Annotated in this window: 29 protein-coding genes and 1 pseudogene; 12 read left to right on the top strand and 18 right to left on the bottom strand. The window is 42.0% G+C overall.

The features are described 5' to 3' along the window. Window positions 1-134 (top strand): annotated as a pseudogene (locus tag AAFM34_RS06480) (peptidase); the annotation flags it as partial. Window positions 135-152: 18 nt separating this feature from the next. Here AAFM34_RS06480 and AAFM34_RS06485 read toward each other — a convergent pair. Next, entirely contained in the window at window positions 153-941 is a 789-nt protein-coding gene (locus tag AAFM34_RS06485; RefSeq protein WP_341661096.1) for a helix-turn-helix transcriptional regulator, read from the bottom strand. A gap of 424 nt (window positions 942-1,365) precedes the next feature. Between AAFM34_RS06485 and AAFM34_RS06490 the strand changes: the two genes are divergently transcribed. Both AAFM34_RS06490 and AAFM34_RS06495 read left to right on the top strand, forming a co-directional pair. Then, window positions 1,366-1,623: a hypothetical protein gene (locus tag AAFM34_RS06490; protein WP_341661099.1), complete on the top strand. Its 258-nt coding sequence runs from the start codon at window positions 1,366-1,368 to the stop codon at window positions 1,621-1,623. 244 nt (window positions 1,624-1,867) lie between these two features. After that, entirely contained in the window at window positions 1,868-2,632 is a 765-nt protein-coding gene (locus AAFM34_RS06495; RefSeq protein ID WP_341661101.1) for a DeoR/GlpR family transcriptional regulator, read from the top strand. 58 nt (window positions 2,633-2,690) lie between these two features. Here the strand turns inward: AAFM34_RS06495 and AAFM34_RS06500 are convergent, their stop codons facing one another. Next, a complete protein-coding gene (locus AAFM34_RS06500) occupies window positions 2,691-4,508 on the bottom strand; it encodes a hybrid-cluster NAD(P)-dependent oxidoreductase (RefSeq protein WP_341661103.1) in 1,818 nt (605 codons plus the stop codon). A 257-nt stretch (window positions 4,509-4,765) separates the two neighbouring features. On the opposite strand from AAFM34_RS06500, the gene pyrC reads away from it, so the two are divergent. Further along, window positions 4,766-5,794, top strand: a complete 1,029-nt coding sequence (pyrC, locus tag AAFM34_RS06505; RefSeq protein ID WP_341661105.1) for a dihydroorotase — start codon at window positions 4,766-4,768, stop codon at window positions 5,792-5,794. A 48-nt stretch (window positions 5,795-5,842) separates the two neighbouring features. On the opposite strand, the gene AAFM34_RS06510 is transcribed toward pyrC, so the two are convergent. From AAFM34_RS06510 to AAFM34_RS06525, 4 genes are all read right to left on the bottom strand, one after another. Then, the gene (locus AAFM34_RS06510) at window positions 5,843-7,288 is read right to left on the bottom strand and encodes a PepSY-associated TM helix domain-containing protein (protein ID WP_371833253.1); all 1,446 of its coding nucleotides are present in this window, start codon (window positions 7,286-7,288) and stop codon (window positions 5,843-5,845) included. An 88-nt stretch (window positions 7,289-7,376) separates the two neighbouring features. Next, window positions 7,377-7,736: a hypothetical protein gene (locus AAFM34_RS06515; protein WP_341661175.1), complete on the bottom strand. Its 360-nt coding sequence runs from the start codon at window positions 7,734-7,736 to the stop codon at window positions 7,377-7,379. A 203-nt stretch (window positions 7,737-7,939) separates the two neighbouring features. After that, window positions 7,940-8,323 (bottom strand): cytochrome b562, encoded by a 384-nt coding sequence (locus AAFM34_RS06520; protein WP_341661107.1) that lies wholly within the window; start codon window positions 8,321-8,323, stop codon window positions 7,940-7,942. 50 nt (window positions 8,324-8,373) lie between these two features. Then, window positions 8,374-8,823, bottom strand: coding sequence for an SRPBCC domain-containing protein (locus tag AAFM34_RS06525; protein WP_341661109.1), 450 nt, complete (start codon window positions 8,821-8,823; stop codon window positions 8,374-8,376). Between the two features lie 169 nt (window positions 8,824-8,992). Here AAFM34_RS06525 and AAFM34_RS06530 point away from each other — a divergent pair, with 169 nt between their 5' ends. The 7 genes from AAFM34_RS06530 to AAFM34_RS06560 all read left to right on the top strand — a co-directional run bounded on the left by AAFM34_RS06530 (window position 8,993) and on the right by AAFM34_RS06560 (window position 18,435). After that, entirely contained in the window at window positions 8,993-11,869 is a 2,877-nt protein-coding gene (locus tag AAFM34_RS06530) for an HD domain-containing phosphohydrolase (RefSeq protein WP_341661111.1), read from the top strand. Window positions 11,870-12,192: 323 nt separating this feature from the next. Then, window positions 12,193-13,695, top strand: coding sequence for a glucose-6-phosphate dehydrogenase (gene zwf / locus AAFM34_RS06535; RefSeq protein ID WP_341661177.1), 1,503 nt, complete (start codon window positions 12,193-12,195; stop codon window positions 13,693-13,695). Continuing rightward, window positions 13,692-14,408, top strand: coding sequence for a 6-phosphogluconolactonase (pgl, locus tag AAFM34_RS06540; RefSeq protein WP_341661114.1), 717 nt, complete (start codon window positions 13,692-13,694; stop codon window positions 14,406-14,408). The genes zwf and pgl overlap by 4 nt, the downstream gene beginning before the upstream one ends. A gap of 32 nt (window positions 14,409-14,440) precedes the next feature. Continuing rightward, window positions 14,441-15,889, top strand: a complete 1,449-nt coding sequence (gene gnd / locus AAFM34_RS06545) for a decarboxylating NADP(+)-dependent phosphogluconate dehydrogenase (protein WP_160928110.1) — start codon at window positions 14,441-14,443, stop codon at window positions 15,887-15,889. A 271-nt stretch (window positions 15,890-16,160) separates the two neighbouring features. Continuing rightward, window positions 16,161-16,472, top strand: a complete 312-nt coding sequence (locus AAFM34_RS06550) for a hypothetical protein (RefSeq protein WP_341661118.1) — start codon at window positions 16,161-16,163, stop codon at window positions 16,470-16,472. 57 nt (window positions 16,473-16,529) lie between these two features. After that, a complete protein-coding gene (locus tag AAFM34_RS06555) occupies window positions 16,530-16,874 on the top strand; it encodes a hypothetical protein (RefSeq protein ID WP_341661121.1) in 345 nt (114 codons plus the stop codon). Window positions 16,875-17,163: 289 nt separating this feature from the next. Further along, window positions 17,164-18,435: an HAAAP family serine/threonine permease gene (locus AAFM34_RS06560; protein ID WP_341661123.1), complete on the top strand. Its 1,272-nt coding sequence runs from the start codon at window positions 17,164-17,166 to the stop codon at window positions 18,433-18,435. 163 nt (window positions 18,436-18,598) lie between these two features. Here AAFM34_RS06560 and AAFM34_RS06565 read toward each other — a convergent pair whose 3' ends face one another. The 6 genes from AAFM34_RS06565 to AAFM34_RS06590 all read right to left on the bottom strand — a co-directional run bounded on the left by AAFM34_RS06565 (window position 18,599) and on the right by AAFM34_RS06590 (window position 22,138). Continuing rightward, window positions 18,599-18,952 carry a tRNA-binding protein gene (locus tag AAFM34_RS06565; protein WP_341661125.1) on the bottom strand — a complete coding sequence of 118 codons (354 nt, stop codon included), beginning with the start codon at window positions 18,950-18,952 and terminating at the stop codon, window positions 18,599-18,601. A 4-nt stretch (window positions 18,953-18,956) separates the two neighbouring features. Continuing rightward, the gene (locus tag AAFM34_RS06570; protein WP_341661127.1) at window positions 18,957-19,343 is read right to left on the bottom strand and encodes a VOC family protein; all 387 of its coding nucleotides are present in this window, start codon (window positions 19,341-19,343) and stop codon (window positions 18,957-18,959) included. Between the two features lie 159 nt (window positions 19,344-19,502). Then, window positions 19,503-19,868, bottom strand: coding sequence for a hypothetical protein (locus AAFM34_RS06575; RefSeq protein WP_341661129.1), 366 nt, complete (start codon window positions 19,866-19,868; stop codon window positions 19,503-19,505). Between the two features lie 57 nt (window positions 19,869-19,925). Further along, window positions 19,926-20,750: an alpha/beta fold hydrolase gene (locus tag AAFM34_RS06580; protein ID WP_341661131.1), complete on the bottom strand. Its 825-nt coding sequence runs from the start codon at window positions 20,748-20,750 to the stop codon at window positions 19,926-19,928. 132 nt (window positions 20,751-20,882) lie between these two features. Continuing rightward, complete coding sequence (locus AAFM34_RS06585) at window positions 20,883-21,332, bottom strand: hypothetical protein (RefSeq protein ID WP_341661133.1); 450 nt, start codon at window positions 21,330-21,332, stop codon at window positions 20,883-20,885. A gap of 95 nt (window positions 21,333-21,427) precedes the next feature. Then, window positions 21,428-22,138 (bottom strand): hypothetical protein, encoded by a 711-nt coding sequence (locus tag AAFM34_RS06590; RefSeq protein ID WP_341661135.1) that lies wholly within the window; start codon window positions 22,136-22,138, stop codon window positions 21,428-21,430. Between the two features lie 257 nt (window positions 22,139-22,395). On the opposite strand from AAFM34_RS06590, the gene AAFM34_RS06595 reads away from it, so the two are divergent. Then, window positions 22,396-22,674, top strand: a complete 279-nt coding sequence (locus AAFM34_RS06595) for a type II toxin-antitoxin system RelE/ParE family toxin (protein WP_341661137.1) — start codon at window positions 22,396-22,398, stop codon at window positions 22,672-22,674. A gap of 89 nt (window positions 22,675-22,763) precedes the next feature. On the opposite strand, the gene AAFM34_RS06600 is transcribed toward AAFM34_RS06595, so the two are convergent. From AAFM34_RS06600 to AAFM34_RS06625, 6 genes are all read right to left on the bottom strand, one after another. Next, window positions 22,764-23,213 carry a GNAT family N-acetyltransferase gene (locus tag AAFM34_RS06600; RefSeq protein WP_341661139.1) on the bottom strand — a complete coding sequence of 150 codons (450 nt, stop codon included), beginning with the start codon at window positions 23,211-23,213 and terminating at the stop codon, window positions 22,764-22,766. Window positions 23,214-23,320: 107 nt separating this feature from the next. Next, on the bottom strand, window positions 23,321-23,797 hold the full coding sequence (locus tag AAFM34_RS06605; protein WP_341661141.1) for a hypothetical protein: 477 nt from the start codon (window positions 23,795-23,797) through the stop codon (window positions 23,321-23,323). A gap of 121 nt (window positions 23,798-23,918) precedes the next feature. Further along, window positions 23,919-24,257 (bottom strand): hypothetical protein, encoded by a 339-nt coding sequence (locus AAFM34_RS06610; RefSeq protein WP_341661143.1) that lies wholly within the window; start codon window positions 24,255-24,257, stop codon window positions 23,919-23,921. A 2-nt stretch (window positions 24,258-24,259) separates the two neighbouring features. Next, the gene (locus AAFM34_RS06615; RefSeq protein ID WP_341661145.1) at window positions 24,260-24,406 is read right to left on the bottom strand and encodes a hypothetical protein; all 147 of its coding nucleotides are present in this window, start codon (window positions 24,404-24,406) and stop codon (window positions 24,260-24,262) included. A gap of 111 nt (window positions 24,407-24,517) precedes the next feature. Next, window positions 24,518-25,522 carry a hypothetical protein gene (locus AAFM34_RS06620; protein WP_341661147.1) on the bottom strand — a complete coding sequence of 335 codons (1,005 nt, stop codon included), beginning with the start codon at window positions 25,520-25,522 and terminating at the stop codon, window positions 24,518-24,520. 152 nt (window positions 25,523-25,674) lie between these two features. Next, on the bottom strand, window positions 25,675-26,100 hold a 426-nt coding region (locus tag AAFM34_RS06625; protein WP_341661149.1), incomplete at its 5' end, for a hypothetical protein.

Genomic DNA, 26,100 nt, shown 5'->3' on the forward strand with positions numbered 1-26,100 from the left:
GTATTACAAACTGCACTTATGGCACAACGACTGAGGTCTACCCAGATAGCCCAAAGGTTACACCGCAGCAATGTAATCTAGCTCAAGTTGCTGCCATTACAGGTGGTCTTGATTTCGTACTATCCAAAATCTAGTCGCATAAAAAGGCTCATTTATGGAAGTTTATTTTTGTATTGTTCAGGGGTTTGACCCGCATACTTTTTAAACATTGCAATAAATGGACTGGCTTGGTTGTATCCTAGCGTTAAGGCCACCTCTTTAACCGAATGACCATTTCTTAGTAGCTCCATCGAGTAAAGGTAACGAACCCTAAGCCTCCACTCGGTGAAGCTCATTCCTAGCTCAGACTGACAATGTCTCGCTAAAGTACGCTCCGTGGTATGCACTTTTTCTGCCCATTGAGCAAGACTTCTATTATCAAGTGGGTTCTCTTCTACTTCAGCCAATATTGTCACTAAGTACTTGTTATCCGAAGAGGGTAAAAAGTGGTGCTGAGTATCTTGAGTGGCCAGTTGGTCGAGTAAGACCTGCACTAACCTTCTATCTTGCTCAGTCTGCGCTATGCTAATGTTTCTACGCCGGAAATCATTGATTATAGAAGAAGCAATCGGTGTAATTTTTATCAAGCTAGTGCAGCTAGGAAAGCATTTTGTTAGCCTCTCAGCAATGTTTAAAGAGCAGTATGACAAAGGCTTTCTGTTGTAGCTGGTGTGCATAACGCCAGCAGGGACCCAAATAGCTAGATGAGGAGGAGCGAGAAACCGAGTTCCTTGCGCTTCCATTTCAAGAATACCACCGCTAATGAGCTGAACTTGTCCCCAAGGGTGGCTATGTATACGTGTTTCCGTATTCGACAGAAAAGCTTCGAAATTCATAAAAACATCCGAAGGGGCTCTATCAATGGCTAACGAAGGATGGAGGTGTTTAACCGACTTTCTCACTAATTTGACCCTTGGACTCGATATCTTTTGACTAGCCGTAAATGCCTATATACACAAATGCAGGCTACCGATACAGTCTAAAAGATAATCATTGCAGTGTCGAAACTATTTGGATGATTGTTTATAGGAGGCGAAGGTTTGAGGATCCAACGTGATTGCCACATGCTGCAAGGTTAACATTAACCGACTTAACTCACGCCGATAATGAAACCATGACTCAGTAGAGAACACACAACTAAATTGATAAAGTTATATTTATCAATGGAAGAAATGCGCTCCGGATTACTCAAGCAGTCACGAGACAAGCTAATCTCAAAACAGTACCGTTGATATCCAAAGTAATATCATTCGATTATCAGAAGTAACTCGTTCTACAGTCAACTCTATGCAGCAGAGTAACCTTTCAGCTTAAGAAGGCGTTAATTTGGTAAGTGACGTAAGTAATAACCTGAGAGAGTTAAGTTCAAAAATTGATGAACTTGCGACAATCAACGCGACCGTTGCTGCTGCAACCGAAGAGCAAAGAGCTAGCTGCGATGAAATTAATAGAAAAATTGCTAATGTAAAAGATTCATCGGGAGATCTGAGAAATGCATCTGAAGAAATTGATGCCGCAGCTACAGGGCTTGCAAAAGTATCCGGAAGCCTCCAAGGCCTAGTCCAACGTTTCAAAGTGTCTTAAATAATTGTCCTAAGCAATACAAAAAGGCTCGCTTAGCTACACAGTGAGCCTTTTTACAATTCATTATATTTATTGCTTTAACCTATGTGCATAAGACACAGATAACCAATCAACCTCTTTTGAAAACTGTTAGGAAAGTAATGTGAGTATTTTCTTAAAACCCATATTATTCCTTCATTAATACATTGCTTTCACTGCCACACAACGTAAAATTGCGCCATTCCCTCACACAAGGACATTGTAAGTGAAAGCCATTAAGCGTCATCAAGAAATTATTGAGCTTGTGCAGACACAAGGTTTTGTCAGTACTGATGAATTGGTTGAACGTTTCAACGTCAGCCCGCAAACCATACGCCGAGACCTTAATGAACTGGCTGATGACAATAAAATTCGTCGCAATCACGGCGGGGCAACCATCACCTCAAGTGCTGAAAATTCCTCTTATCAAACTCGCCAAGTCGCTTATCAAAAAGAGAAGTCGCAAATCGCTCTAGAGCTGGCAAAGCACATTCCTGACGGCGCTACCTTATTTATTGACATTGGTACTACCCCCGAAGCCATAGCGCGTGCTTTACTCAGTAATCATCACCATCTAAGGGTAGTGACAAATAATATCAATGTGGCGACAATCCTGATGTCCAAGCCTGATTTCAAAGTCATACTTGCAGGTGGAGAAGTGCGCGGGAAAGATGGAGGGGTGACGGGTGAAGCAACCCTTGATTTTATCTCACAATTTAGGCTCGACTTCGGTATTTTAGGTATCTCTGGAATTGATTATGACGGTTCCTTGCTGGACTTCGATTACCATGAAGTGCGGGTGAAACGCGCAATTATCGAAAATAGTCGCTCAGTACTACTCGGAGTCGACCATAGCAAGTTTGGCCGTAACGCTATGGTAAAACTGGGCACTATCGCCGATGTTGACCTCATTATCACAGACAGAAAAGCGCCCAAAGAAATTGAAAGCTACGCCAAAGATAACGATACCACACTACAAGTCGTCATGTAGCAAGCTATAAACGGTAGAACGCGTCAAAGCGCTCTACCAAGTTTATGATAAAAGTGACTTAACGAGACACTTCAATATCCGTCTCAGGCACACAGCAGCATGCGAGTGCAATCCCCATATTTCGCTCAGAATCTTGCAAGCCTGGAACATCAGGCTGATGTACTTTACCTGATTGAACCGTCACTTTACATGCACCGCACAACCCAGCCCGACAACTATTGGCAATATTTATTCCGGCATCTTCTGCTTGATCTAATAGCGGCTTTTGGTTGTCACCGGTAAAGGTATGTCCGTTAACACTAAGTTGAAGCGATTTAAATGGCTTAGGGCTTATGTTCGATACGCCAAATGCTTCTTGGTGATAACAATCTTCAGGTAGCCCCTTCTTCAGTAGCAAGCTTTTCGCCTTTTGCATAAATGCATCTGGACCACAGACAAAAACTTGCTTCTTCTCTACATCTTTTATCTGTTTAAGATGTGACAAAGTCAAGCGTCCTTTTAAGCCAAACCAATCGACAGGGGGTTGTGACAGAGAAATTAATACTCTAAGACCCGGATGCTTATGCTTAAACTCATCGAGTTCCTCTTTGCATGGGATATCCTCGACACTTCGGCACTGATGATAAAAGAACACATCGTCCGCTTGGTTATTATCAGATAGGTATCTAAGCATTGATAACATAGGCGTCACACCACTGCCTGCAGATAATAACAGGATTGGTTTATTAGACTGTTCATCCAGATGAAAGCTACCTTGTGGGTATTCACACACTAAGGTATCACCAACATTCAAATGCTCATGAAGCCAGTTTGATACTCGCCCGTCATCAATACGTTTAACCGAGATTGCCAGTCGCCCCGGCCTTGATGGACTAGAAGATAGCGTGTAACGTCTTGCGACGCTCTCATCACCAATTTTAATCGAAATCGGTAAATGTTGACCGGGCAAATAATTGGGTACTGTGCCTGATTGGGGCTCCAACCAAAAGGTAATAAAGTCCCTTGCCAAGGGTTCTTTTTCAACACAAGTCATCTTTAGCTGGGTGGGTGAGTTGTCTGGATAAAACTCTTTCTCTTTGTACTCAAGAACTTCAACTCGATCACCTTGACGAATCATACCTTCATTCTTAGCAACTAGGTTTTGCCCAAAAAAGACACCACCTCGCTCATTCGCTCTAAATTGAGACAAGGTTTTAAGCGGTTCTTTGGTCTCGCGAAGCTTACCTATACTCACATCGACAGTTGTCATAATACAGCGCTCACAAGGCTTTACAGACTCAAATTCAACTTCACCAATACGAACCCGCTTCCAACTGTCTTCTTCAAATGGCTCGGTTGTTGACACTACAAGGTTGGTGCGAAACTGATCCATCGAGTGCTGCTGGGGACTACGGCGATTGAGTTCGTCAAGCGACCCTTGCCCTATCACAAGCATCGGGTAACCATCGGCAAAGCTCACATTATGCCCTACCTTTTCACGTACTCGGTTTGATTGCTCACCGCTAAAAAGCAGTTCAACTCTTAAATTCAATACATCACTAAACCAGTCGTCAGCTTCATCCGTCGTCGTGTACGCGGTAAAGTTATCTTTCCAGACCTGAGCTGGTGTCCCTTGCATTTTAAAGTCAGCATATCGAATCTTGAGCGGTGATTTACCCTCTGCAACAAAAATTAAGCCGTCGGCAGTTAAGCTCGATTGAATAGTGACCATCTGAGGGTATTTACGTGCTGTGACCATGGAGCCATCTGCTAACGCCAACATAAAACGGCGATCGAACATAAGGCCCTGCTTTTCCACCCAGCAGTTAGACTGGGTAATGCCACCTAATGACTTAACTGGATACACATTGATTTGAGAAAGGCTTGGTGCTGACATGCTGTCCCTAATAGTTTTAATTATTTTCGTTATTATACCTAACTCTTGTTGGAATTTTCATACCCAAGTAAATATTGATTAAAAATGTGGTTAAGGTGCAAAGCCTTCATTCCATTTGGTTCATAACAAGAAAAATTAGGTGCATTTAGCACCACTTTGCTCTATCATCCTGTCGCCTAAACGTAAGCGTTTGCCTTCTCATTTTTCACGCTTATTTAGGCTCCAATCCGACAACTAAAACTATGGTGGGAGCAACAATGACAACACTTACGATCACTCGTCCCGATGACTGGCATGTTCACTTACGCGATGGTGATGTCTTACCCGATACGGTAAGAGATATTAGCCGATACAATGGCCGTGCTCTTATTATGCCCAATACTATCCCACCCGTCACAGATACTGAAATGGCTATCGCATACCGAGAGCGAATCATGGCTAACCAGCCAAGTTCTCAGTTTGAGCCAGTAATGGCTTTATATTTGACGGATAATACTTCAGTAGATGAAATTAAAAAGGCAAAAGCCAGTGGTAAAATTGCTGCAGCAAAGTTATACCCGGCTGGTGCAACAACCAATTCAGATTCAGGCGTTACCTCTGCAAAAAATATCTATCCCGTACTAGAAGCGATGCAAGAAGTCGGAATGTTGCTACTTGTTCATGGCGAAGTAACCCATCACGATGTGGATATTTTTGACCGTGAAAAGGAATTTCTTGATACCGTTCTTGCTCCCATCGTAAACGACTTCCCAAATCTTAAAATTGTGCTTGAGCATATTACCACTGCCGATGCAGTAAACTTCGTCAATAACGCTAACGATAATCTTGCCGCAACTATTACTGCTCACCACCTTCTCTACAACCGTAATCACATGCTTGTGGGAGGGATTAAGCCCCATTTCTACTGTCTGCCCATTCTAAAGCGCAATACCCACCAAGCTGCTCTCATTGGTGCAGCGACGAGTGGCAGTAAGAAGTTTTTCTTGGGCACGGACTCAGCTCCTCATGCTAAGGGAATGAAAGAGGCAGCGTGCGGCTGTGCAGGCTCGTATACTGCGCATGCCGCACTAGAACTATACGCAGAAGTGTTTGAACAAGAAGGTAAGTTAGAAAACTTGGAAGCTTTTGCAAGCCACAATGGGCCAGATTTCTACGGCCTTGCTAGAAATTCAGATACGGTAACACTGACAAAAGAAGAGTGGCATGTCCCAGAATCAATGCCTTTTGGTAATGATATTGTTATACCAATTAGAGCCGGTGAAAAGATAAGCTGGAAAGTCTCATAAACTAGAGCTTTCGAGAAAGGCCACTAGTATGTGGCCTTACTCAGTAGTTTAGCTGGCTGTTGTTGTCTTCGTCTTAAAAACAATCCAGTCAATAAAACCAAACAGTACTAGAGCCAAACAAGCTAAAGGAAAACACACCGCAACAAATACAAGCCCTGCAATACCTGCTTTCCAAAGGCCATCGCTCTCAAAGCGCTTTGGTATCCCCATACGAGTTTTTCCTGACGGTCTTCGGATCCACCACATCACTACTCCAGATAGTGATATCATGAGAAAAACAAAGCAAAACAGTACATTTAACGCCTTGTTAATTACACTCATATCCCCTTGATGAAGAGAAACACCTGCCGCCATTAACTTAGCCAACAAACTGTAGTCATCCCAAGTAACATCGACCAAAACATCACCTGTGTATTGATCGATATGCGTGGTTTTATCCAAGCGTGGGTCGGTAATGTCCCCGCCCATTGAATTTGCCGCGAGTGTAAAAACACCTTTTTCAGATTGAGGGACAAACACCTTGTATTGCGTAAACCCAAGCTTTTTCGCCTGTTCAATCACAGAATCAATATCAATGGTTTTATTTGTGGTCGTATAGCCCTTTCCGCTAAGCTGAGCCGTTGCACCATGGATATGTCCGCTTGATTCGGGCAGCGCCGCTTGTTCAAGGTTCCATGGTAATTCTTTTTCACGGCCATGATTAAGATCAGCGTGAGTAAGGTTAGACTCAGGTTTATCGCCCCAGGTGTAATAGACAGGAAAAGTATTCCAAGCCTGTACCAATTTTCCGCCCCATACACTTGTCCAAGCTAAACCGGATAGCAAAAAGAACAGTAGGACAAACGAAAACAAGGCTGCGAAATTTGCATGTAGATCCCTCATCAACAGGCGTGTGCTTGAAAGCCGAATTTTGAAGAAACCCGCTTTACTTGCATTATCTCTAGGCCACCACAAATACACGCCTGTAATAATCAGAAGTATACTTAAGCTAGCGGCTATCTCGATCAAATAATCACCCCATTGGCCCATGAGTAAAGTACCATGGATATCATTAGCTAGCTGATACCAGCTATGACTACGATCAATTTCACCGATTACCTCACCTGTGTACTGGTTTGTCGTCACCAATACCGAACGTCCATCAACTAAACGAACATCGAATTTATTTGCCAAACTGGGGTCTTTAGAGGGGATGAATTGAGTGACTTTCCCAAGAGGGTAAGCATTGTGTACTTTATCTAATTGAAGAGAGACAGGAAGTGCGACAGATTCGGGCACAACAACCAGTTCATCGTGATACCTTATGGTTTCGATCTCATCATCAAATAACATGACCAACCCAGTTAGACCTAACATGATCATGAAAGGAATAACATATAAACCTGCATAAAAATGCCAACGCCAGACCATAAAATATCTTGATTTAACTTTAGTTTTGTCCGTTGCAGAACATGGTGCTTCCTTAGGTGAAGTCTGAATTTGACTACCCAACATAATACTTTCCTTTTTTTGACGCGCAGACAAAAGCATCAGTCAAAGCCAAGTACTTTGCCTACGCTGCGTTTACTTTTAATTTATGATTTTATTTACTAAAAAAGAAAGGTGGTGGCGCTCTGGCAAAGGCTAACTGGTATCTTATGCTAGGTGCTAAAAAAGCATAATACTCACTGATTACATAAGTAATGCGTGATACGTAAGATGGGGTTGGAAGAGTGTCTTGGTGAAAACAAGAAAAGTGACCGAAGGGGCAAGCCTTACCATGCTGAGTTGTCGGCTTTGCTTCTTCAACTTGAACTAACTTAAAGCCATTAAGCGTACATAAACTCGCCCACACCCCAGCATTTGGACCATGCGCATTGATGACTGGCATCAAAGCAACCAATGCCCAACTCAGGGCACTGATTATTAGCATTAATCGGTTAAATTTCTTTCGCCGAAGCATCATTACTCTTGATCAGTTAAAGTCAGGGTCGAGCTTACAACTAGAAAACTGAGTTAGTGGTTCCTTCACAGTGGGCGGTGAGGATATCTTTTTTGTCACCAAATCGATAGCCAAGTCAGTTAAAATCTATCACTTGCGTGACAATTTTCACAAATCAAGACAAGCATTGATTAATACCCACGTAAAAAAGGATGCCAAGCGTATCAACTAAATATTTTGCTCCAAATACTAGGGTTACGTTTATCATGATATTCAATACGAAGTTCATCAATCTGACGTAATGATTCTTGCGCTGAAGTAAGATCTCCTGCATCAAGTTGTGATTCAATCTGTTTTAGGGTTGTCGATAGCTTACTAAAACCTTCAACATAAGTATCAACTTTTTCTGGCGGGTAATTTCCTTTCTTAGCTTGTTCAACAAGCTGCAACATATTATCAATAGGTGCTTTCATACCATCGACACTTGTTGCCTGTGCAGCTTGCTTGAACTCAAGCTTCATTTGCTTCATGGTTGCTTTCAAGTCAACGTCTGATGCAAAAACCTGAATCGAAAACATGAGTGTTAAGGCAAAAATGATTTTTTTCATTTTAAATTCTTAGTAGGTTAAAGTGCAGAGTAATAGTGCACTTTACCAAACTAACGACCTTGTTGCTCGCTTATTACCTTTATCAATGGGAACGCTCTTTTCCATCCATCATCAAGCATATCAACAAAGTCTGGATGCGTATCTATCATTACTTTTAAGGTGACAGATTCTTGGTTAGGGATAATCTGATAGTGTTCCTTAGTCCCTATCCACTTTTGTGCCGTATCGCTATCAATATCTTTGACATGCTCTGGGTTGGAAATTGCAACATGGGTATATTGAATTTCTTTCAGCTTCTCAATTCGGTCAATAACAGCACGGGTACCACCAAGATCTGGGTCGAAAAAGCAAATATTGCTGCCTTCTTTCCATTCACCTTCAAATTGAGAATGCGGTGAGAAGGCCTTGGCCCACTGTTCATACAAATCTTTTTCCGTTAATACTTGCCAAATAACCTCTGGGGTCGCCAATATTTCAACTTGATACGTCCGAGTTAACATCTCTTTTGCTTCCAATTTAACTATGTCACTACTAGTTATAGTCGATGTCAGCACAATTTATTTTGAAAATCATCAAACTAGGCACACGAATACTCTGTAAGTCATCTTTACTTTTGCATCATTGATATATTGGTCGATAATTATTGTGAAGCCACTAAGTGATAAATAAATGAAGAAACACCATTATTCTCTGAGTATTCACATCACAAGCTTATTTCTGGTACTGACCACTCTGGTTGGTATCGTCCTTATCGGTATTAGTTACCATCACTCACAGGAACTCTTGGCTGTGAGCGCTAAGGAACTGAGTAACGAGAACAGCCGCAAGCTAGAATCAACCTTCAAAGTTCGTGCTGGCCCCATTCTAACTACACTCGATTTTATGGCGCTAAGTGCTGTTATTAAAGAACGTACCCCTCCAGTAAAAGCGAAGCGTTTCTTAGATTCAGCAAATCTAATATTTGAAAGAAACCAAGGCCTTGTGGCTTTATTCTACGGTAATGAACACGGCGAGTTTATTATGCTGCGCCCACTACACGACGACTCATCACGAAAGCGATTTGAAGCCCCCCCTAATGCACGGCTTATGATTAATTTCACCAAAGCAGAAGGGTTAAATGAATTCCATTATCTAGATCATGATTACAATCGTGTTGGGTACAAAAAAACCAATGACAACAAATACGACCCAAGAGTTCGACCTTGGTATATCAACGCAGATCCCGACGGAGAGATACGTCTTAGCGAACCCTATTTTTTCTATTTTCTGAAGACAAATGGCGTGACATTGTCACGTAGATCGACTGACGGCCAAGAAGTGGTTGCTGCAGACTTCACACTGTCTTCACTCTCGGATCAAATCGCTGAACTTAGCTTATCTAAAGCCACTCAGGTTGCATTGTTTGATACTCAATTTAGACTTTTAGCCCAGCACCAATCCAACATAGATTTGGATCAAGAAACAGAATCCGTGCAACAAGCGGTCGAAGACAGTTTATTTGAGCCAGTTCTCAACCGACACAGCACTCAAACCCTGTATGAAGTCATTGAGCGGGATGGGTATACCTGGTCGGTGACGTTAACCCCAGTCTGGTTAAACGAGCATGTACGACTTCTTCTGGCTGAAGCTATCCCACAAGAAGAGTTGCTCGGTGATTTACTGTCAATGCGTGATAGGCAAATCAGCGTAGCCATGACCATGCTAGTGGTCAGCTTTCTGACGGTTTGGTTTGTTGCCACCAAATTGTCTACACCTTTACAGAATTTGGTCCAATTAACAGACAATATCGCTCGTTTTGATTTCAAAAAAACACGCTACCCTAAGAGTATGATTCGAGAGGTGTCCAACTTAACTGAATCGATTGAATTAATGGAGCATACACTGCACGACCTCCTGAGATTATTACGTGAGACAGCCAGTAACAAAGACTTCTCGATTCTGGCCAAAACCATCACCCACCAAAGTTATCTTGTTACACGCGCTGAGACTATCGTGCTTTTCTCCGTTCAAGAAAAAGAAAACAGTTTTGATATCATTGCCAATCACGCCATCATCCCTTTTAAAATCGATATCAACGCATTCCTTAAAGACACAGCATGGCTCGAAAAAGACTTGCGGCAAGGCGAGATAGTTCATTTGAACCGTAGTGATAATGCACTTAATAAGTACATAAATGACTTATATAATTCAGACGTGTACTTTTTCCCTTTGCTTAATAGAGAATCACATTTGGTAGGCGTGTTGCTTCTTGGATATGAAAGAGCAATAACCAAGGAGCACAGCGATAAACATGCCTTCTTAAAAGAGTTACTGAGCTTTGCTGAAATTGCCAAAGAAAACATTCATCAAATGGAGCAACAAAAAGATATGATGAATGCTTTTATCCAGCTTATCGCCTCGGCAATCGATACTAAATCCCCTTACACGGGCAGCCATTGTCAACGAGTTCCTGAGCTGACCCAAATGTTGACTAAAGTCGCTCATAACGATAAGGGCTATTTTCCTCAATTTTCAATGACAGAGGATCAGTGGGAAGAGCTCAAGCTAGCAGCCTGGCTCCATGATTGCGGGAAGGTAACAACGCCAGAATACGTGATCGATAAAGCCACCAAACTTGAAACCATTTACGACAGAATCCATGAAGTGAGAATGCGGTTCGAGTTACTCAAAGTTCAAGCGGAAGCAGACTATTGGCAAGGGATGTATAATGGCGGCGATGCCAGCACTTTAAAGAAAACGCTTGAAGAGACTCAGTCTTCACTGGACAGTGAGTTCGAGTTTGTTGCCGAATGCAACATAGGTAGTGAGCAAATGGATGAAAGTGCCATTGAGCGGCTCAACAAAATTTCACAAAGGCAATGGAAAAGAACGCTCGATGACCAAGCTGGCGTATCTTGGATAGAAAAACAACGCGCGGGGGAGCGGCAACCATTGCCGGCGATGGAGCCAATACTAAGCGATAAGAAAGTTCATGAGATCCGTTGGACTAAGGGTGAAAGTCCACAAGATGTCTGGACAGAGAAATTTGTACTCGAACCGGGCAAACTGAAATACCACCGTGGAGAGCTTTATAACCTATCAATCCGTTACGGTACTCTAAATGATGAGGAACGTTTTATGATTAACGACCACATCATCCAAACACTGACTATGCTTGGTTGTCTTCCCTACCCTGAACACCTTAAAAATATTCCTGAAATCGCAGGAGGGCATCATGAAAGAATCGATGGTAAAGGCTACCCTAGGGGACTGGACGAGGATGAGCTGTCCATTCCAGCTCGTGTTATGGCGATAGCTGATGTATTCGAAGCATTAACATCCAGTGATAGGCCGTATAAAAAAGCCAAAAATCTTGCCGAATCTCTCAATATAATGACCCATATGGCGACATCCGGGCATATCGATCCCAAGCTCTATCTTCTATTTCTTGAACATGAAGTAGACCAAGACTATGCCAAAATGTTTTTAGCTCCAGAACAAATCGTTCCTGTCGAACGAGAAAATTACATTCAAACCGTCAAGGCCCATTTAAAAACGCAATTTTAGAAGATCATGCTTAATAGTCAGCATTCCTTAAATAAGTTTGCTGGCTATTAGCTGATATACAAAGTGGCAGAAAACGCGAATTGTGCCAATAATCACTCAATATTTAATCGATTGCTTTCACAGAGGTTGATGTCTATTCAATAGTCATGGACAATACGCTGCCTTATTATGATTTATCTCGTGGCTCGAAATAATTCATTTCTAGCTATCAGACTAATAGGCATGACCAATTATCAATTTTGAATTGCCGTTGGTAGGGTTGGCTCTCTGAGTTCACTGTATGAACGACATATGATAACTACCTCGTTTCTAAGGGAAAGATGATGGTAATACCAGAAAACAGCAGCATCGTTATTTTTGGTGCTTCGGGAGACTTGACGTATCGTAAGTTGATCCCTGCTTTGTATCACCTTTACGCGAGTAAGCAGCTTCCAACAAACTTCGCCATACTTGGTGTCAGCCGCACTGAATACAGCGATGAGTCTTACCGCGAAAAACTGAAGCACTCTCTTCAGGAAATGGAAAAAACTGAACCTGCAACGCTCGATGCGTTTATAAACCATCTGCATTACCAAGCTATCAACACCTCAGATACCGCAGACTACAGTAAACTGGTAACCCGCCTCGACCAACTCTCTCAACAGTATGATTTCGAACAGCGCAATACGCTTTTTTATCTTGCGACGCCTCCAAGCTTATACAATGTCATTCCAGCAAGCCTTGCAGCGCATGGACTAAACAAAGAAGAAGACGGCTGGAAGCGATTAATCATCGAAAAGCCGTTTGGCTACGACCTTGATTCGGCGAAAAAACTCGATAAAGAGATCCATGGTCACTTTGAAGAGCATCAAATCTATCGTATCGACCACTATTTAGGTAAAGAGACTGTTCAGAATCTATTGGTCTTTCGTTTTTCAAACGCCATGTTCGAGCCTTTATGGAACCGAAATTTCATTGATTATGTCGAAATCACTGGAGCTGAGTTTTTAGGTGTTGAAGAGCGTGGCGGATATTACGACGGCTCAGGCGCAGTTCGCGATATGTTCCAAAATCACCTACTCCAAGTTCTTGCTATGGTAGGAATGGAGCCTCCTGCGCAAATCAATGCCGATTCAATGCGAGACGAAGTCATCAAAGTGCTTCAGTGTCTTAAACCACTTGATGAACAAGCGCTAAGAAATGATTTAGTCCTTGGCCAATACACAGCATCAGATGTACGTGGTCAACACCTCATCGGGTATCGCGAAGAAAATGGTGTAGCCGATGACTCGCGAACTGAGACTTATATTGGCCTTAAAGCCTACATCAACAATTGGCGTTGGAATGGTGTTCCTTTTTACGTTCGTACTGGAAAACGACTGCCGACTCGAGTCACAGAAGTAGTTATCCACTTCAAACAAACGCCTCACCCTGTTTTTGGCCAAAATGCACCAGAGAATAAGTTGGTTATTCGTATCCAGCCAGATGAAGGCATTCAGATAAGCTTTGGTCTTAAAGAGCCAGGCGCAGGATTCAAAGCCAAAGAAGTGGCGATGAACTTCCATTACGCGGATTTGCCAGAAACGCAAATGCTCACCGCCTATGAACGCCTTCTTCTTGATGCGCTTAATGGCGACGCAACTCTATTTGCTCGCAGCGATGCTGTTGAAGCATGTTGGCAATATGTCCAACCGATTCTAGACTTCAAACAAGATCCACAGGCCCTATTTGGCTATGCATGTGGCACATGGGGTCCGAAAGAGTCAGATGGGCTGCTAAAACGTGACAACCGAGCTTGGCGTTTCCCATGTAAGAATTTAACAGATACGGATTATTGTGAACTATGATCAACCATAAGATCTTCCAAACCGCGCAACAAGTAGTGGAAAGCTTAGCTGACGACCTAAACACGCTTAGCAAGCTTAATCGACCTGTGCACATTTCGCTGTCAGGCGGTAGCACACCCAAAATGTTATTTAAATTGCTGGCAACTCAAGCCTATGCAACATCGATCGAGTGGAAAAATCTTCATTTCTGGTGGGGCGATGAACGTTGTGTGGCACCTGAAGACAAAGAGAGTAATTTCGGTGAAGCGAATGCCCTGCTCTTTAGCCAAGTAGATATACCGGCTGGCAATATTCATCGCATTCGTGGTGAAGAAAAGCCAGAGCTTGAAGTCGAGCGATTTGCCAAGGAAATGGTTGACGTTATACCAACCGAGAACGGCACGCCTGTTTTTGACTGGATCCTACTTGGTGTCGGCGCTGATGGTCACACTGCTTCCTTATTTCCAGGCCAGACTAACTACCAAGAGGAAAAGCTATCTGTTTTAGCTTCTCACCCAGAGTCAGGCCAAATCCGTGTCTCTAAAACAGCCAAGGTTTTACAAGCGGCCAAGCGTATCAGCTACCTTGTACTTGGCGCTGGTAAAGTAGAGATCGTTCATGAAATTCATACCACTCCAGCAAGCGAGCTGCCCTATCCCGCAGCCAAAATCCAGTCGCAAACTGGAAAGACGGAGTGGTACCTAGATTCAGACGCAGCAGACAAGATCGCGTAACGCGAGCGTCCATTAAAAATTGGAGAGAAATAATGAAAGGTGATATCGGTGTTATTGGTCTAGCGGTAATGGGCCAAAACCTTATCCTAAATATGAATGACCATGGCTTTAAAGTGGTGGCGCATAACCGTACTGCTGCCAAAGTAGATGAGTTCCTTCAAGGTCCAGCAAAAGGCACCAACATCGTCGGCGCATATTCCCTTGAGGAGTTGGTCGAAAAATTAGAAGCACCACGTAAAGTTATGCTTATGGTACGAGCAGGTGACGTCGTAGATAAGTTTATTGAAGCTCTTGTTCCACTGCTGGATAAAGGTGACATCATCATCGATGGTGGCAATACCAACTACCCAGACACCAACCGTCGTGTTGCTGCACTTCGTGAGAAAGGCATTCATTTTATCGGAACGGGTGTATCTGGCGGTGAAGAAGGCGCTCGCTTTGGACCTTCTATCATGCCAGGCGGCACACCAGAAGCTTGGGAAGCAGTAAAACCTATCTTCCAGGGCATCTCTGCAAAAACAGATGCTGGGGAGCCATGCTGTGATTGGGTCGGTAACGACGGTGCTGGTCACTTCGTTAAAATGGTTCACAACGGTATTGAATACGGCGACATGCAGCTGATCACCGAAGCTTATCAGTTTATGAAAGATGGTTTAGGTATGTCTGCTGATGAAATGCAAGCAGTATTTGCTGACTGGAACAAGACTGAGCTAGACAGCTACTTAGTTGAAATTACCGCAGATATTCTCGGCTACAAAGATGAAGATGGTGAAGCTCTGGTTGAGAAAATCCTCGACACTGCGGGTCAAAAAGGTACGGGTAAATGGACGGGTATCAACGCACTAGATCTTGGTATCCCACTCACCCTTATCTCTGAGTCAGTATTCTCTCGCTGCCTATCGGCACTAAAAGACCAACGCGTACAAGCAGAGAAGCTGTTTGGCAAAACTATTGAACCTGTTCAAGGTGATAAGCAAGAGTGGGTTGATGCACTTCGCCAAGCACTGCTTGCCTCTAAGATCATCTCTTACGCACAAGGCTTCATGTTAATGCGCGAAGCATCCAATGAAAACGGCTGGGATTTAAACTACGGTAACGTAGCCCTAATGTGGCGTGGTGGCTGTATCATTCGTTCTGCATTCCTAGGTAATATTCGCGATGCATTCGAGAAGAACCCTGAGCTTGCATTCCTTGGCTCTGACGATTACTTCAAAGGTATTCTACAAAACAGCCTCGCCGCTTGGCGTAAAGTTGCTGCCAAGTCTCTTGAAGCTGGTATCCCTATGCCATGTACAACGTCTGCTCTGACTTTCCTAGATGGTTATACCACTGCTCGTCTGCCAGCCAATTTACTTCAGGCGCAGCGTGATTATTTTGGTGCTCATACCTATGAGCGAATTGATCGCCAACGCGGTGAGTTCTTCCATACTAATTGGACAGGAACTGGCGGTGATACAGCATCAACCACTTACGACGTCTAATTAAACATCTTAAAGCAGCCAGTCATATAACTGGCTGTTTTTCTATTGCACTTTACCCAGATAAAAGCCTATCAATCGATCCTTTGCTTTAAAAGGCACCTCCGGATCATCTATCGAAAACAAGCCATTAACATCTGATTTGATTACAGATCATAAAAGTTCACGTTAGTTTATTATCGCTCATTCTAAACCTAATATAACCTCCGCGCCCTAACGAAAACAAATACAAGGATTTGTGCAACGAAAAATACTGTGAGAGATGGGTGTAAAAATGGTAACAATTGAATTTGAGGACTTAGATGGACTCCTACCAATGCTTGGCGAGATATGCATGATCAGCGATGTCGAGCTCTACTATAAGGGTCACTTCCTTCCAATCAAAGATGTACAGGTTCTTGTTGCTAACATATCGCAATCCGGTCATATTCGTACAATAGAAACACATTACCAAGTTACACTGAAGGGCAATCAAACCCTTATTTTTCCGATCGTAGAAAATAAACCTGTTATCACTAAAGAGGTGTTGGAAACACTGATCTCCACACCGAACTTTGCGCTCCCTCAACCTTTATTATTGGTTTAACAAGACACCATATAAGACAAGCCATTAGCCTAAACCCACTAATTACTCGATAAAAAAATGAATAACGAACTAATAAGCAAGCTCGAACAAGCGGGACTCAAGAGCACCAAAAACGAGCTCAAATCAAAAATAGAGCAAGCAGAAAGAGAGATTGTTCTCCAAGCGTTAGTTCAAAAAGCGAAACAAATTTCGTTCTCTCTAGAGTCAGTCGAAGCACAATCGGTAGTGACAGCATTGAGCGCCTTTACAACCATTCCCGATGCTCCATCAGCAGAGCGAGCACTTGAACACTACAGCCAACTAAATGACGAGCAACAATTGGAGTATAGGCAGCAAATATACGCTCAGTTTATTCGCCAGTCATCCACGTTCAAAAAAACTTATGCAAAAAAGTTGATATAAAAGCTGGCTTACACCGGCAGGTAGTTTCTGTAGCTGGTTACAACTTGATGCAAAATTGCCAACTCAAGCGATACAACGGCTTTATATTGCCTGAGTCTTAAACATTTCTTTTTGCCAGTCAGGCCGAATATTACTCTAATCATTTAATTGAATTTGTTTAATATTAAAATAAACAACTGGTTAACAAACATTCATACACCACTTTTTAACACTTTACTTCGTGAGTTGGATCACCATAACGTATAAATGTCGTGATAATTATTTACAAAATATATAGCCTTGCGTTTCCATGACAGACAGAGGTAACGCACAAGTGAGTGATACTCAAAATACGTTAACAGCGAAAGCAAGCCCGTGGACATCCTACGATACTCAATGGGTACTAAGCCTATTTGGCACCGCCGTCGGTGCAGGCATCCTATTTTTGCCCATCAACTTAGGCATAGGCGGCATAGTCCCACTTATTATAATGGCCATACTTGCTTATCCGATGACTTACTTGGCCCACAGAGGATTTACTCGCTTTATTCTCTCTTCTCGTCGAACCGATGCCGACTTTACCGACGTCGTTGTTGAGCATTTTGGTCCAGCTGCAGGACAAGGTATTTCTCTTCTTTACTTCCTCTCAATTTTCCCTGTTCTGCTGATTTATGGTGTTGGTCTCACCAATACAGTCGATAGTTTTATGGTTAACCAAGCAGATATGGCCTCTATGCCAAGAGCTTGGCTATCTGGTGTTCTGGTTGCTGGATTGATCGCCATCATGCTCGCAGGTGAAAAAGCCATGCTGCGGACATTCTCAATCATGGTTTATCCACTGGTCGCCATTTTGCTGTTTTTATCTGTCTACCTGATCCCTAGCTGGCATGTGCCAGAACTGGTTATGCCGGCAATGTCTGATTTAAGTAGCACTCTATGGCTTGCCACTCCCGTCGTGATCTTCTCATTTAGCCATGTTGCTGCTCTGTCTTCGTTTGCTAATGCTCAGCGCAGACATTATGGTGATAAAGAGGCCACACCGAAATCAGAAGTGATCGTTCGCCGCACGAACCTAATGCTGATTGTGTTTGTGATGCTATTTGTAGGCTCTTGTGTACTTACTCTTTCCCCAGAGCAATTAGTGGAAGCTAAGGCTCAGAACGTATCCGTACTTTCTTACCTTGCAAATGCTACTGAGAATCCATTTATCGCAACACTTGGCCCAATCGTTGCCTTTATTGCTATCACGTCTTCTTTCATAGGCCACTTCTTAGGCGCGCGTGAAAGCCTGATTGGTATGCTGACCAAAAGCACGCCGCTTTCTTATCGTCAGGCGCATGCGATTTGTATCCTTACACTCTTCTTAAGTATTTGGGCGGTGTCGATTATCAACCCGAGCATCTTGGGTATGATGGAAGCGCTATCAGGTCCAATTATTGCGATGATTTTATTTATTATGCCAATGATCGCCGTCTACAAAGTAAAGAGTTTGCATATGTACAAAGGCAAACTCTCTACTTTCTTCGTACTTGCGACCGGAGCCGTCGCAGTAAGTGCATTAGTGTTTAAGCTAGTGCAATAGTTCTGACTTTCCATCTGAAGAACACAACGCAAAAAAAAAGGACTGATAGATTTCAGTCCTTTTTTAATTCAACGAATAATTACAGTTCAATGTTAGCTAGAGTATCACCGTATGTTTGGTGATTTTATCTAGTTTCATTTTTGTCCATTCTAACAATCAAACCTTATCCAGCTCTGGCGCCATTGGGCATAGGCATTTCTGGACAAGCTAAACACGGCAAGAGTTTGTCTTCATAACCAATGTCGAACAACATACCTTGCGAGACTTCACCAGCCATTTTCCTCTCCGGCAAATTCACCACAAACAAAGCTTGCTTACCCTCAATATCCTTTGGGTTATCACATTCTTGTTTAATACCAGCGAGAATGGAGCGGGTATGATCGCCAAAGTCCACTGTAAGCTTCATCAATTTATCAGACTTAGCCACCTCAGTGACTTCACGAATAAGGCCAACCCTAATATCTACTTTCGCAAAATCATCAAAACTAATCAGCGGTTTTATTGCAGCATGTTCCATACTTTTAGCTCGACGAAACAATATGAGTGGCGCAAAGCTTATTGCCAGCAGGATCTCGCAAGTAAGCCAAATACAATTTCCGCCCGCCACCTTCACGTATACCAGGAGGGGCTTCACAGGCTGTACCGCCATTTTCTAGACCAGCGGCATGCCATGCGTCCACCAATTCAGGGCTGCTGACTTTAAGCCCAATTGTCATTCCATTGCCATGAGTTGCCGTCTCGCCATCAATCGGGTGGGTAATACCCAATACACCATCTTTTGTTACATATAGGCAGCGGCCTTTGTCATCCAACACACCTTCTGAATATCCGATCGCCGACATCACGGCATCATAAAAAGTCTTGGATTGATTAACATCATTTGCGCCGACCATAACGTGACTGAACATTGCTATTCCTTTTTTAGCTATGAAGTTAAAAATACTTTGCAATATTAGGTACATAATGTCTAGTACTTAGAGTGAAAGTAAAGTTACCAACTATGAGAAGCATGTTTTTTGATGTGGGCAATTTGGATATGGCTACACTTTTTCACGTCGCCATTCATCTTAAAACCTTTTGTCCAAGGCAACGACTTGAAATTCATCTTCGTAAAATATTTTGAATAACTTGTCACACTTTAAAACTCGAACCTGAATTCCATGTTCTTTTAAAAGCGCTACTAAATTATACATCTCAGACACAAAGTACTGTGCAGTCACCTTGAACCAAGAAATAGCATCGTCTGGCCAATGACTCGATGACCAAGGTGGGCAAGGTAACTCTTGATTGAATTTGGCGAATATGTCTGAAACGATATCTTCCTCATAAGGTGCCAATAGCCCTTGCTCTCGAAGATACTCAACTTCGGTAAAAGGCCCGTGCATCTCCCTTGGGCTTTGCCCATCATAGCCAACGACAAAACGAATATACACTTTATAAAATCCTGAGTGGCATGTTTAAGAAAAATCCCTAAAAGCCTTAAATACGGGTTATTTTGGGGCAACCTTAGTGATGAATTTATCCACCTCTTGGTAAAACTTAGAGGGTTCATTTTGAACCCAATGATTGGCTCCTTCGAACGAAACATTATTCAATGTCGAAATGAATTTTTCAGCGCGTTCACAACCACTTAAACTCTGTGTACCCCAAAAGTAAACTTTAGGTATCGGCAAGCTTTCATAGATTTGTCCCCAACTAACAACTCCCCGCGTATCTTGAGTGGCGTGCTGAGCATAAATTTCACTCGCGGTATTACCTAAAACAACGGGGTCACAGCGCCGAACAGACGATAAATACTTAATACCCGCCCCGTGGCCCCAAGACAGAGAAAAACGCTGTGAAAAACCAGCACCTTTCACCCACTGAGAAAATTCATCAGAACTTAACTGAGAATATTGTTCAGCAATTATCTTAGACAAGATTATATTTTCTGCGTGGACGCCACCTTCGGCATTAATAAAACCACGCACAATACCTTTCGTATCGTGTTGGCAAACCAAGGTAGACGTATCGCCTCCCCAAGAGTGCCCAAGGAGAAAGCAATCATCAATCTTTAATTGCTCAAGCGCTTTTAATATGCGCTTTGCTTGAGTTTCCGTTGAATGAGAAGTAGCTGAAGCAGGAGAATAGCCGTAACCACATAGATCAAACATGACTAGGTTATAATTCGACAGCCAGTCTATTGCATCCGCAAAACAGAGATGCGATTCACCCAAACCATGAATCAACACCAGCATTTCTTGAGATTTTTTGCGCTCAGTAGCCAAACAATAAAGCTGGTCGCCCTCGATATCTAACCATTGTTCTACTAACACATCACCCTCGCACTTCTAACCACTCAATAGAGGTTTATCATAACCAATTTAGCCCGAAACGAAAGATGGAATTGATGAAAAGCATAGTGACAGAAATTTAGAACACTCGCTAATTTATCCTTGGTTTCTAAACTAATTTTTTAAAGATAACTCCAATTGCTGATATGTAAATTCCGCATACCAACCAATATAAGCAGGATAACCAAAAAGGCGCCTATCATCATGATAATAGGTTCTAACAATTCCAGTTTTATTATTCGGAATCCAGATACCACAATCCCATCCATGCATTCCTGCAACCATTTCTCTTTTATTTTCGATACCAATACAACACTTTGTATTCCGGTAAAAAACGCCTTCTGAATTCTGCCCTTCTGCGATATAAATGCCAGCGGAAACCCCTTCAACCCAAGATGTTGGGTACAAGCCTTTTATACCAAGAGCTCCACCAGTCCTCACTCTTGTTAAATCAGTCGTAAGCACTATGTACTCATCTTGAACAGTCGAATCTAACTGTTGCATATTAACACAGCCAAACAGAGTGAAAGAGAAAAGGAATATTACAAAAATTTTTGCTTTCATTTTTTAGAACACTAGAAATTTAGAGGCGATAGATTATATATATAGATTTAAGCGGTAACAACCAATTATCATGTAATATACATATACTTCAAGCCTCACTGGCGATAATATGCGATTGACCAAAAATTGAATTTTTCTCCTTTAGACACACACCAGTCCGCAAAAGGCTCATCTATACCTAACTCTGAGTATTCCATCCAACAGCTCAAGAGGTTATTGTAATATTCCAGCTCTCCACGCATCTTTAATCTTACGTGCTTTGTGGTAAGCCTATCGATCAGAGGTGCCACTAACTGCAAAGAGTTAGTGGCGTCTCTGATATCGCCCAAGAAAAGAGATTCAGATAAATGATGAGTCTGATAGTCCACATCATTTAAATGAGCCTGAGCAATTCGACTGATGCAAATCTCATCTGTGGGATCAATCTCAAGTGCTCTTTCGTAAGAGGATAAATCACCACCAATATAACCTAACCATTTGTGAGGTATAGGATTACTAGGCTCATCTAACGCCCACTGTTCTAGAACACTCTTGAGGAACTTCACCAATGGATGAGCAAAGAGCTGATGTATCTCACTGTTCCAGAACCCGAGCGATGACAGCTCTTCTGCAATCTCTCTTTGTACTTTAAGTGATTTACTTTTGGAGACTGTTACAAACTCTTTTATTGACGAGACAGCTAGCTTTTTAAGCCCTTTTTCCTTTTGGAGGCAGTACTTTCCGAAAAGCTCATAGCCTTCAACTGCAGAGTATGTTTCTCCTACAAACTTCAAACCTTCAAAATTATCTTTATTCCAGTAATACATATTAGAGATATAACGCTTTGCTGACGGGCAATCGAAAGCTGGCTAAGCTTGCACGAAGCCAATTCTTAATTGCCCTGTGAGTTAACGAACAAACTTAAGCAACTTGTTATGTGGGATATACATCATTACCTTGTTCATTTACCTTAATGTATAAGGCTATTAATTTAAACGATAACACAATAAGTTAGCAACCATTAAAACGTGTTAGAGTATAAGACCTAAGAGCGCAAAGCCAGAATCCGTAATCGAGATAAGTAATGATTTTATGGGAAGAAGAGTCAATTAATGATCGTGAAAAGATCTTTGAATTTCTCTATGACTTTAACCCTGATGCGGCAGAAAAAACTGACAACCTCATTGAAGTAAAAGTAAAAAACTTGCTAAAGCAACCTCATATGGATGTACAGCGAGACGGTATTCGTGGGCGATTACTTATCATTCCTGAGATTTCGATGATCGTTTCCTATTGGATAGAAGGCGACATTATCCGAATTATGCGTGTACTCCATCAGAAACAAAAATTTCCTACGAATTAGTCGCTTCCTTTGGGAAACTAACGGGCGGTGACATAGCGGCATAATAGTGAGCACGGGTTCGTTAATTTTTTATCCTTGCAGATGCAAAATCACTTCACCTTAAGTTCCATTACTACCCCATCTTGCTCATCTTCTTCGGTGACAACAAACCCAAAGCGAGAATAGAATCTTCTCATGGCATGGTGGCCTGGCATATATAGGATAGTGATGACTTTACATTCTGGGATAGCACTCAACTCTTCAATTGCTAATTTGGTTGCAGTCGTTCCAATGCCTTGACCTTGATATTTTACGTCTACCATAAACTGCGCAATATAAAACTCGTCTGGCAAGCCTTCCTCTAGCTCCTGATAATATTGCAAAAATCCCACGACTTCATCGCCTCGATAAATCGCTCGATTAACATAATGGGGATAGAAGTGAGACTCGGCGATTGATTCAGAGTTGAGGGCAACATAATCTTCCTGCTCTTTGGTAATTTCCAAATGAATAACTTCTAGCCAATTATCTTTTGTAACTTCTTTTAAGCTGATATCCATAAACTTCCTGAAAGCACTTAATGCTGAATAACACAGATGCTACCGCAAACCACCTTAGATTACCAAACACTATGCATAGTAAAAGTGCCACGCGTTGCGAATCACTCTTAAACAGCTTGTATGGAGTGTTTTACGGCACCTATATGCTTAACTACCTGATAATAAAGTAAACCTTGCCAAACGATAAAAGGCAAAGTGTCCGAAGCTGTACTGACCAGCTCAGGGTTTTCAGGAATAACCAACATATAGTAAGCGGGCAACAAAGCAAACATCGGTATTAATAGAGTGAAGAACCTAACTGCAACGACAAAGCTAATACTAAAATATCGTCCGAGGAAATCAGTTCCATTGGCAGCCCCATTTGCTTTATAAGCCAAGAATGTACCCAGTATAGGGATCAGGACAGAAGATACAGAGCTTATTGCGTCCCACACGTTTCCAGACTCAATAGGGATTCTTATCGCAAGCTCAATACCTAATACAGTAAAGATAAAAGTTAAGAACATATATATAAATCTATCTTTTTCAGTCAGCCGCCCAGAGCTAACCTGTTCTTTTAAACTCTTGATGTTCCAGATATACATTTTTATTCCTAAACTTATAACGCCAGCATAAAATGCGATCAACATTTGGCTATTTATTTGCGAAAAATGAGCATCAGCCAACTGTAAGATGTCATTTTAATGCGTTTGTTATATCTGTTGCTTAAAGCTCTAGATATTTGATTCTTGGTACAGGATCAAAATATACCAAATAATTATGACGCTCTTTACCTAAATAAACCCTTAAGACTTTTTCACCACTCCAAGATTGAAATACAATCTCTGAAACGCCTTCCTTTTGAATATTAACAAGCAAATCATCATTCACAAATATTTTGGCACTAACCGAACCATCTCCAAAAGGAGAATGAGTAAATATTAGCTTTCTCCCATTTTCATAATCCAATTGAAATGAGAATTGTCCTTCATCATGGTCGTATTCATTAGAATATCCAAAACCCTTATCAAAGAACTCTAATTCATCTGGTACCGTATAAATCAACTTTAAAACCTATGTAAATTAGATATAACGACGCCAGAGGTAATAAGAATGGGGAGCGCCGAACCAACAAGCCATTGCCAGTCTTCTATCAATTCAGCTTGATCAAGATGCTCGAAGCTTACTGTAAGATCATTCCAAGTTAACGACACCAATATCTCCTTGAGGCATAACGCCTCTGTTAAAAGGCAAAATTTGGTTGGCTATAATGTGAAGCGGAGCGAAACCAGCCAACTGAATTTTGTCCGCTTTTAAACTATTTGCTAAGTGGCCTTTGCACGATCCATCTCATCTAGTTTTTTTAAAGCAAACCGTCCTCTTTCAGATACTGCTTGGGATTTATCTGATGCAAACTTTTCAGCATAAACCCTAGCAATGCCTCCAATATTTGATAAGTCACGAATCAGGATCTCTGCTGATATACGCCTTACAATTGAAGACCTATCTTCAGAAGAAAGCTTTAGCAATGTAAGCAACGATGATTGAACACCTATCTCTCTTTCTGAAATGATCGGCTTTAGCTTACCTTCGCAATATCTTATATCAGTCCATTCCCATTTTCTTCCTTCAATCCAGGCAACCTTGCCTTCAAATAAGCTACGGAAAGCTTTAGCTCGAACCGCTGGTTGAGCTGCTTCACTCGCTATATTTTCAATGCTTTCATCAAGAATAGATGTGCGACCAAGTTGGGAAAATAGCGAAGGCATTGGACCAGAAGTCGATGTAATTAACTTTAACCTTAGTGATTCTGCTACTTTTTCTGCACAAATTATCTGTAAGAGAACTTCTTTATCAACATCCTCAATTCTTCCCCATGAATTCCAATTAGATAAGACGATACAAAGCGCTTCAACAACAAATTCTGGGTTGGTAGATTTTGCTATTTCAGGAAGCTTATCCCTTGCAGCTTCACGAACTTGAGGCACCCAATCATTAAGCCTACGAATGGCAAGTGAAAAGAAGAAAGTATTTGGAGCCGCACCTGACAGTGTGCGTAGAGTTTTCTCTCGCTTGTAACCATCCCAGCTTATTAAGTCTAACCAAGTCAGAAGTCCACTAGATTTGGACCAGACTTTCCATTTTGGAGGAGTTGATTCTCTTAATGCCAAGGAAAATTCTGATCGAATTAGGCGCTCCCAATAGTCAAAGCTACTAAGAGGTAGTTGAGAAGTCGCATCAATTAGAGGAGATATATCAGCCACCACTTTGCCTCCCGAATTTATCGAGTTAGCAAAGTCTTTAACTGCTGAAATAATTTTATCTTCCATAACCTAAAATTCTTACACTTACTATCTGGGCTATTTAACGCCGTGTTAAGTAGTTAGCAACGCCCCCACTGAACCTAACCTATTGTGCCGTAAACACTAAAACTGATTCAAGCCCAAAATAACAAGCATTGCTAATCTGCTTAAATTTATTGTTATGTTCGGAGCTCGCGTAATCCCTGAATTGCTCTTTCGGTAGATTTAACTAAGTCCTCCTGCTTCAATTCTTTTCGGATAAGCAATGCTCCATTTAGCTGTTTCAAAGCTTCATCGTAGTTGCCTGCTTCAACATTCAATTTACCTAAATGCTGCAAACTAAAACTTAATGTAAGATCACAGCTATATGCTTGGCTTGATATAAAAGCCCTTTTTGCCTCAGCTAAGTTACCTGCATAATGAAGTGCAACACCAGAAGCATGTAAAGCCCAGAATTTATGTTTTTCGTTTACAGTCGTCTCCTGTACTTTTGTAGCCAACCAACAGGCTGGATTATTGATACCAATAATCCTCAAACAATCTGCGATTAGTATCTGCTGCCACTCTAGTTTTTCTCTTTGCCCAAGGATTTTAAAAGAAAATGC

This window comes from Vibrio sp. (genome assembly GCF_038138445.1).
Taxonomy (GTDB): Bacteria; Pseudomonadota; Gammaproteobacteria; order Enterobacterales; family Vibrionaceae; genus Vibrio.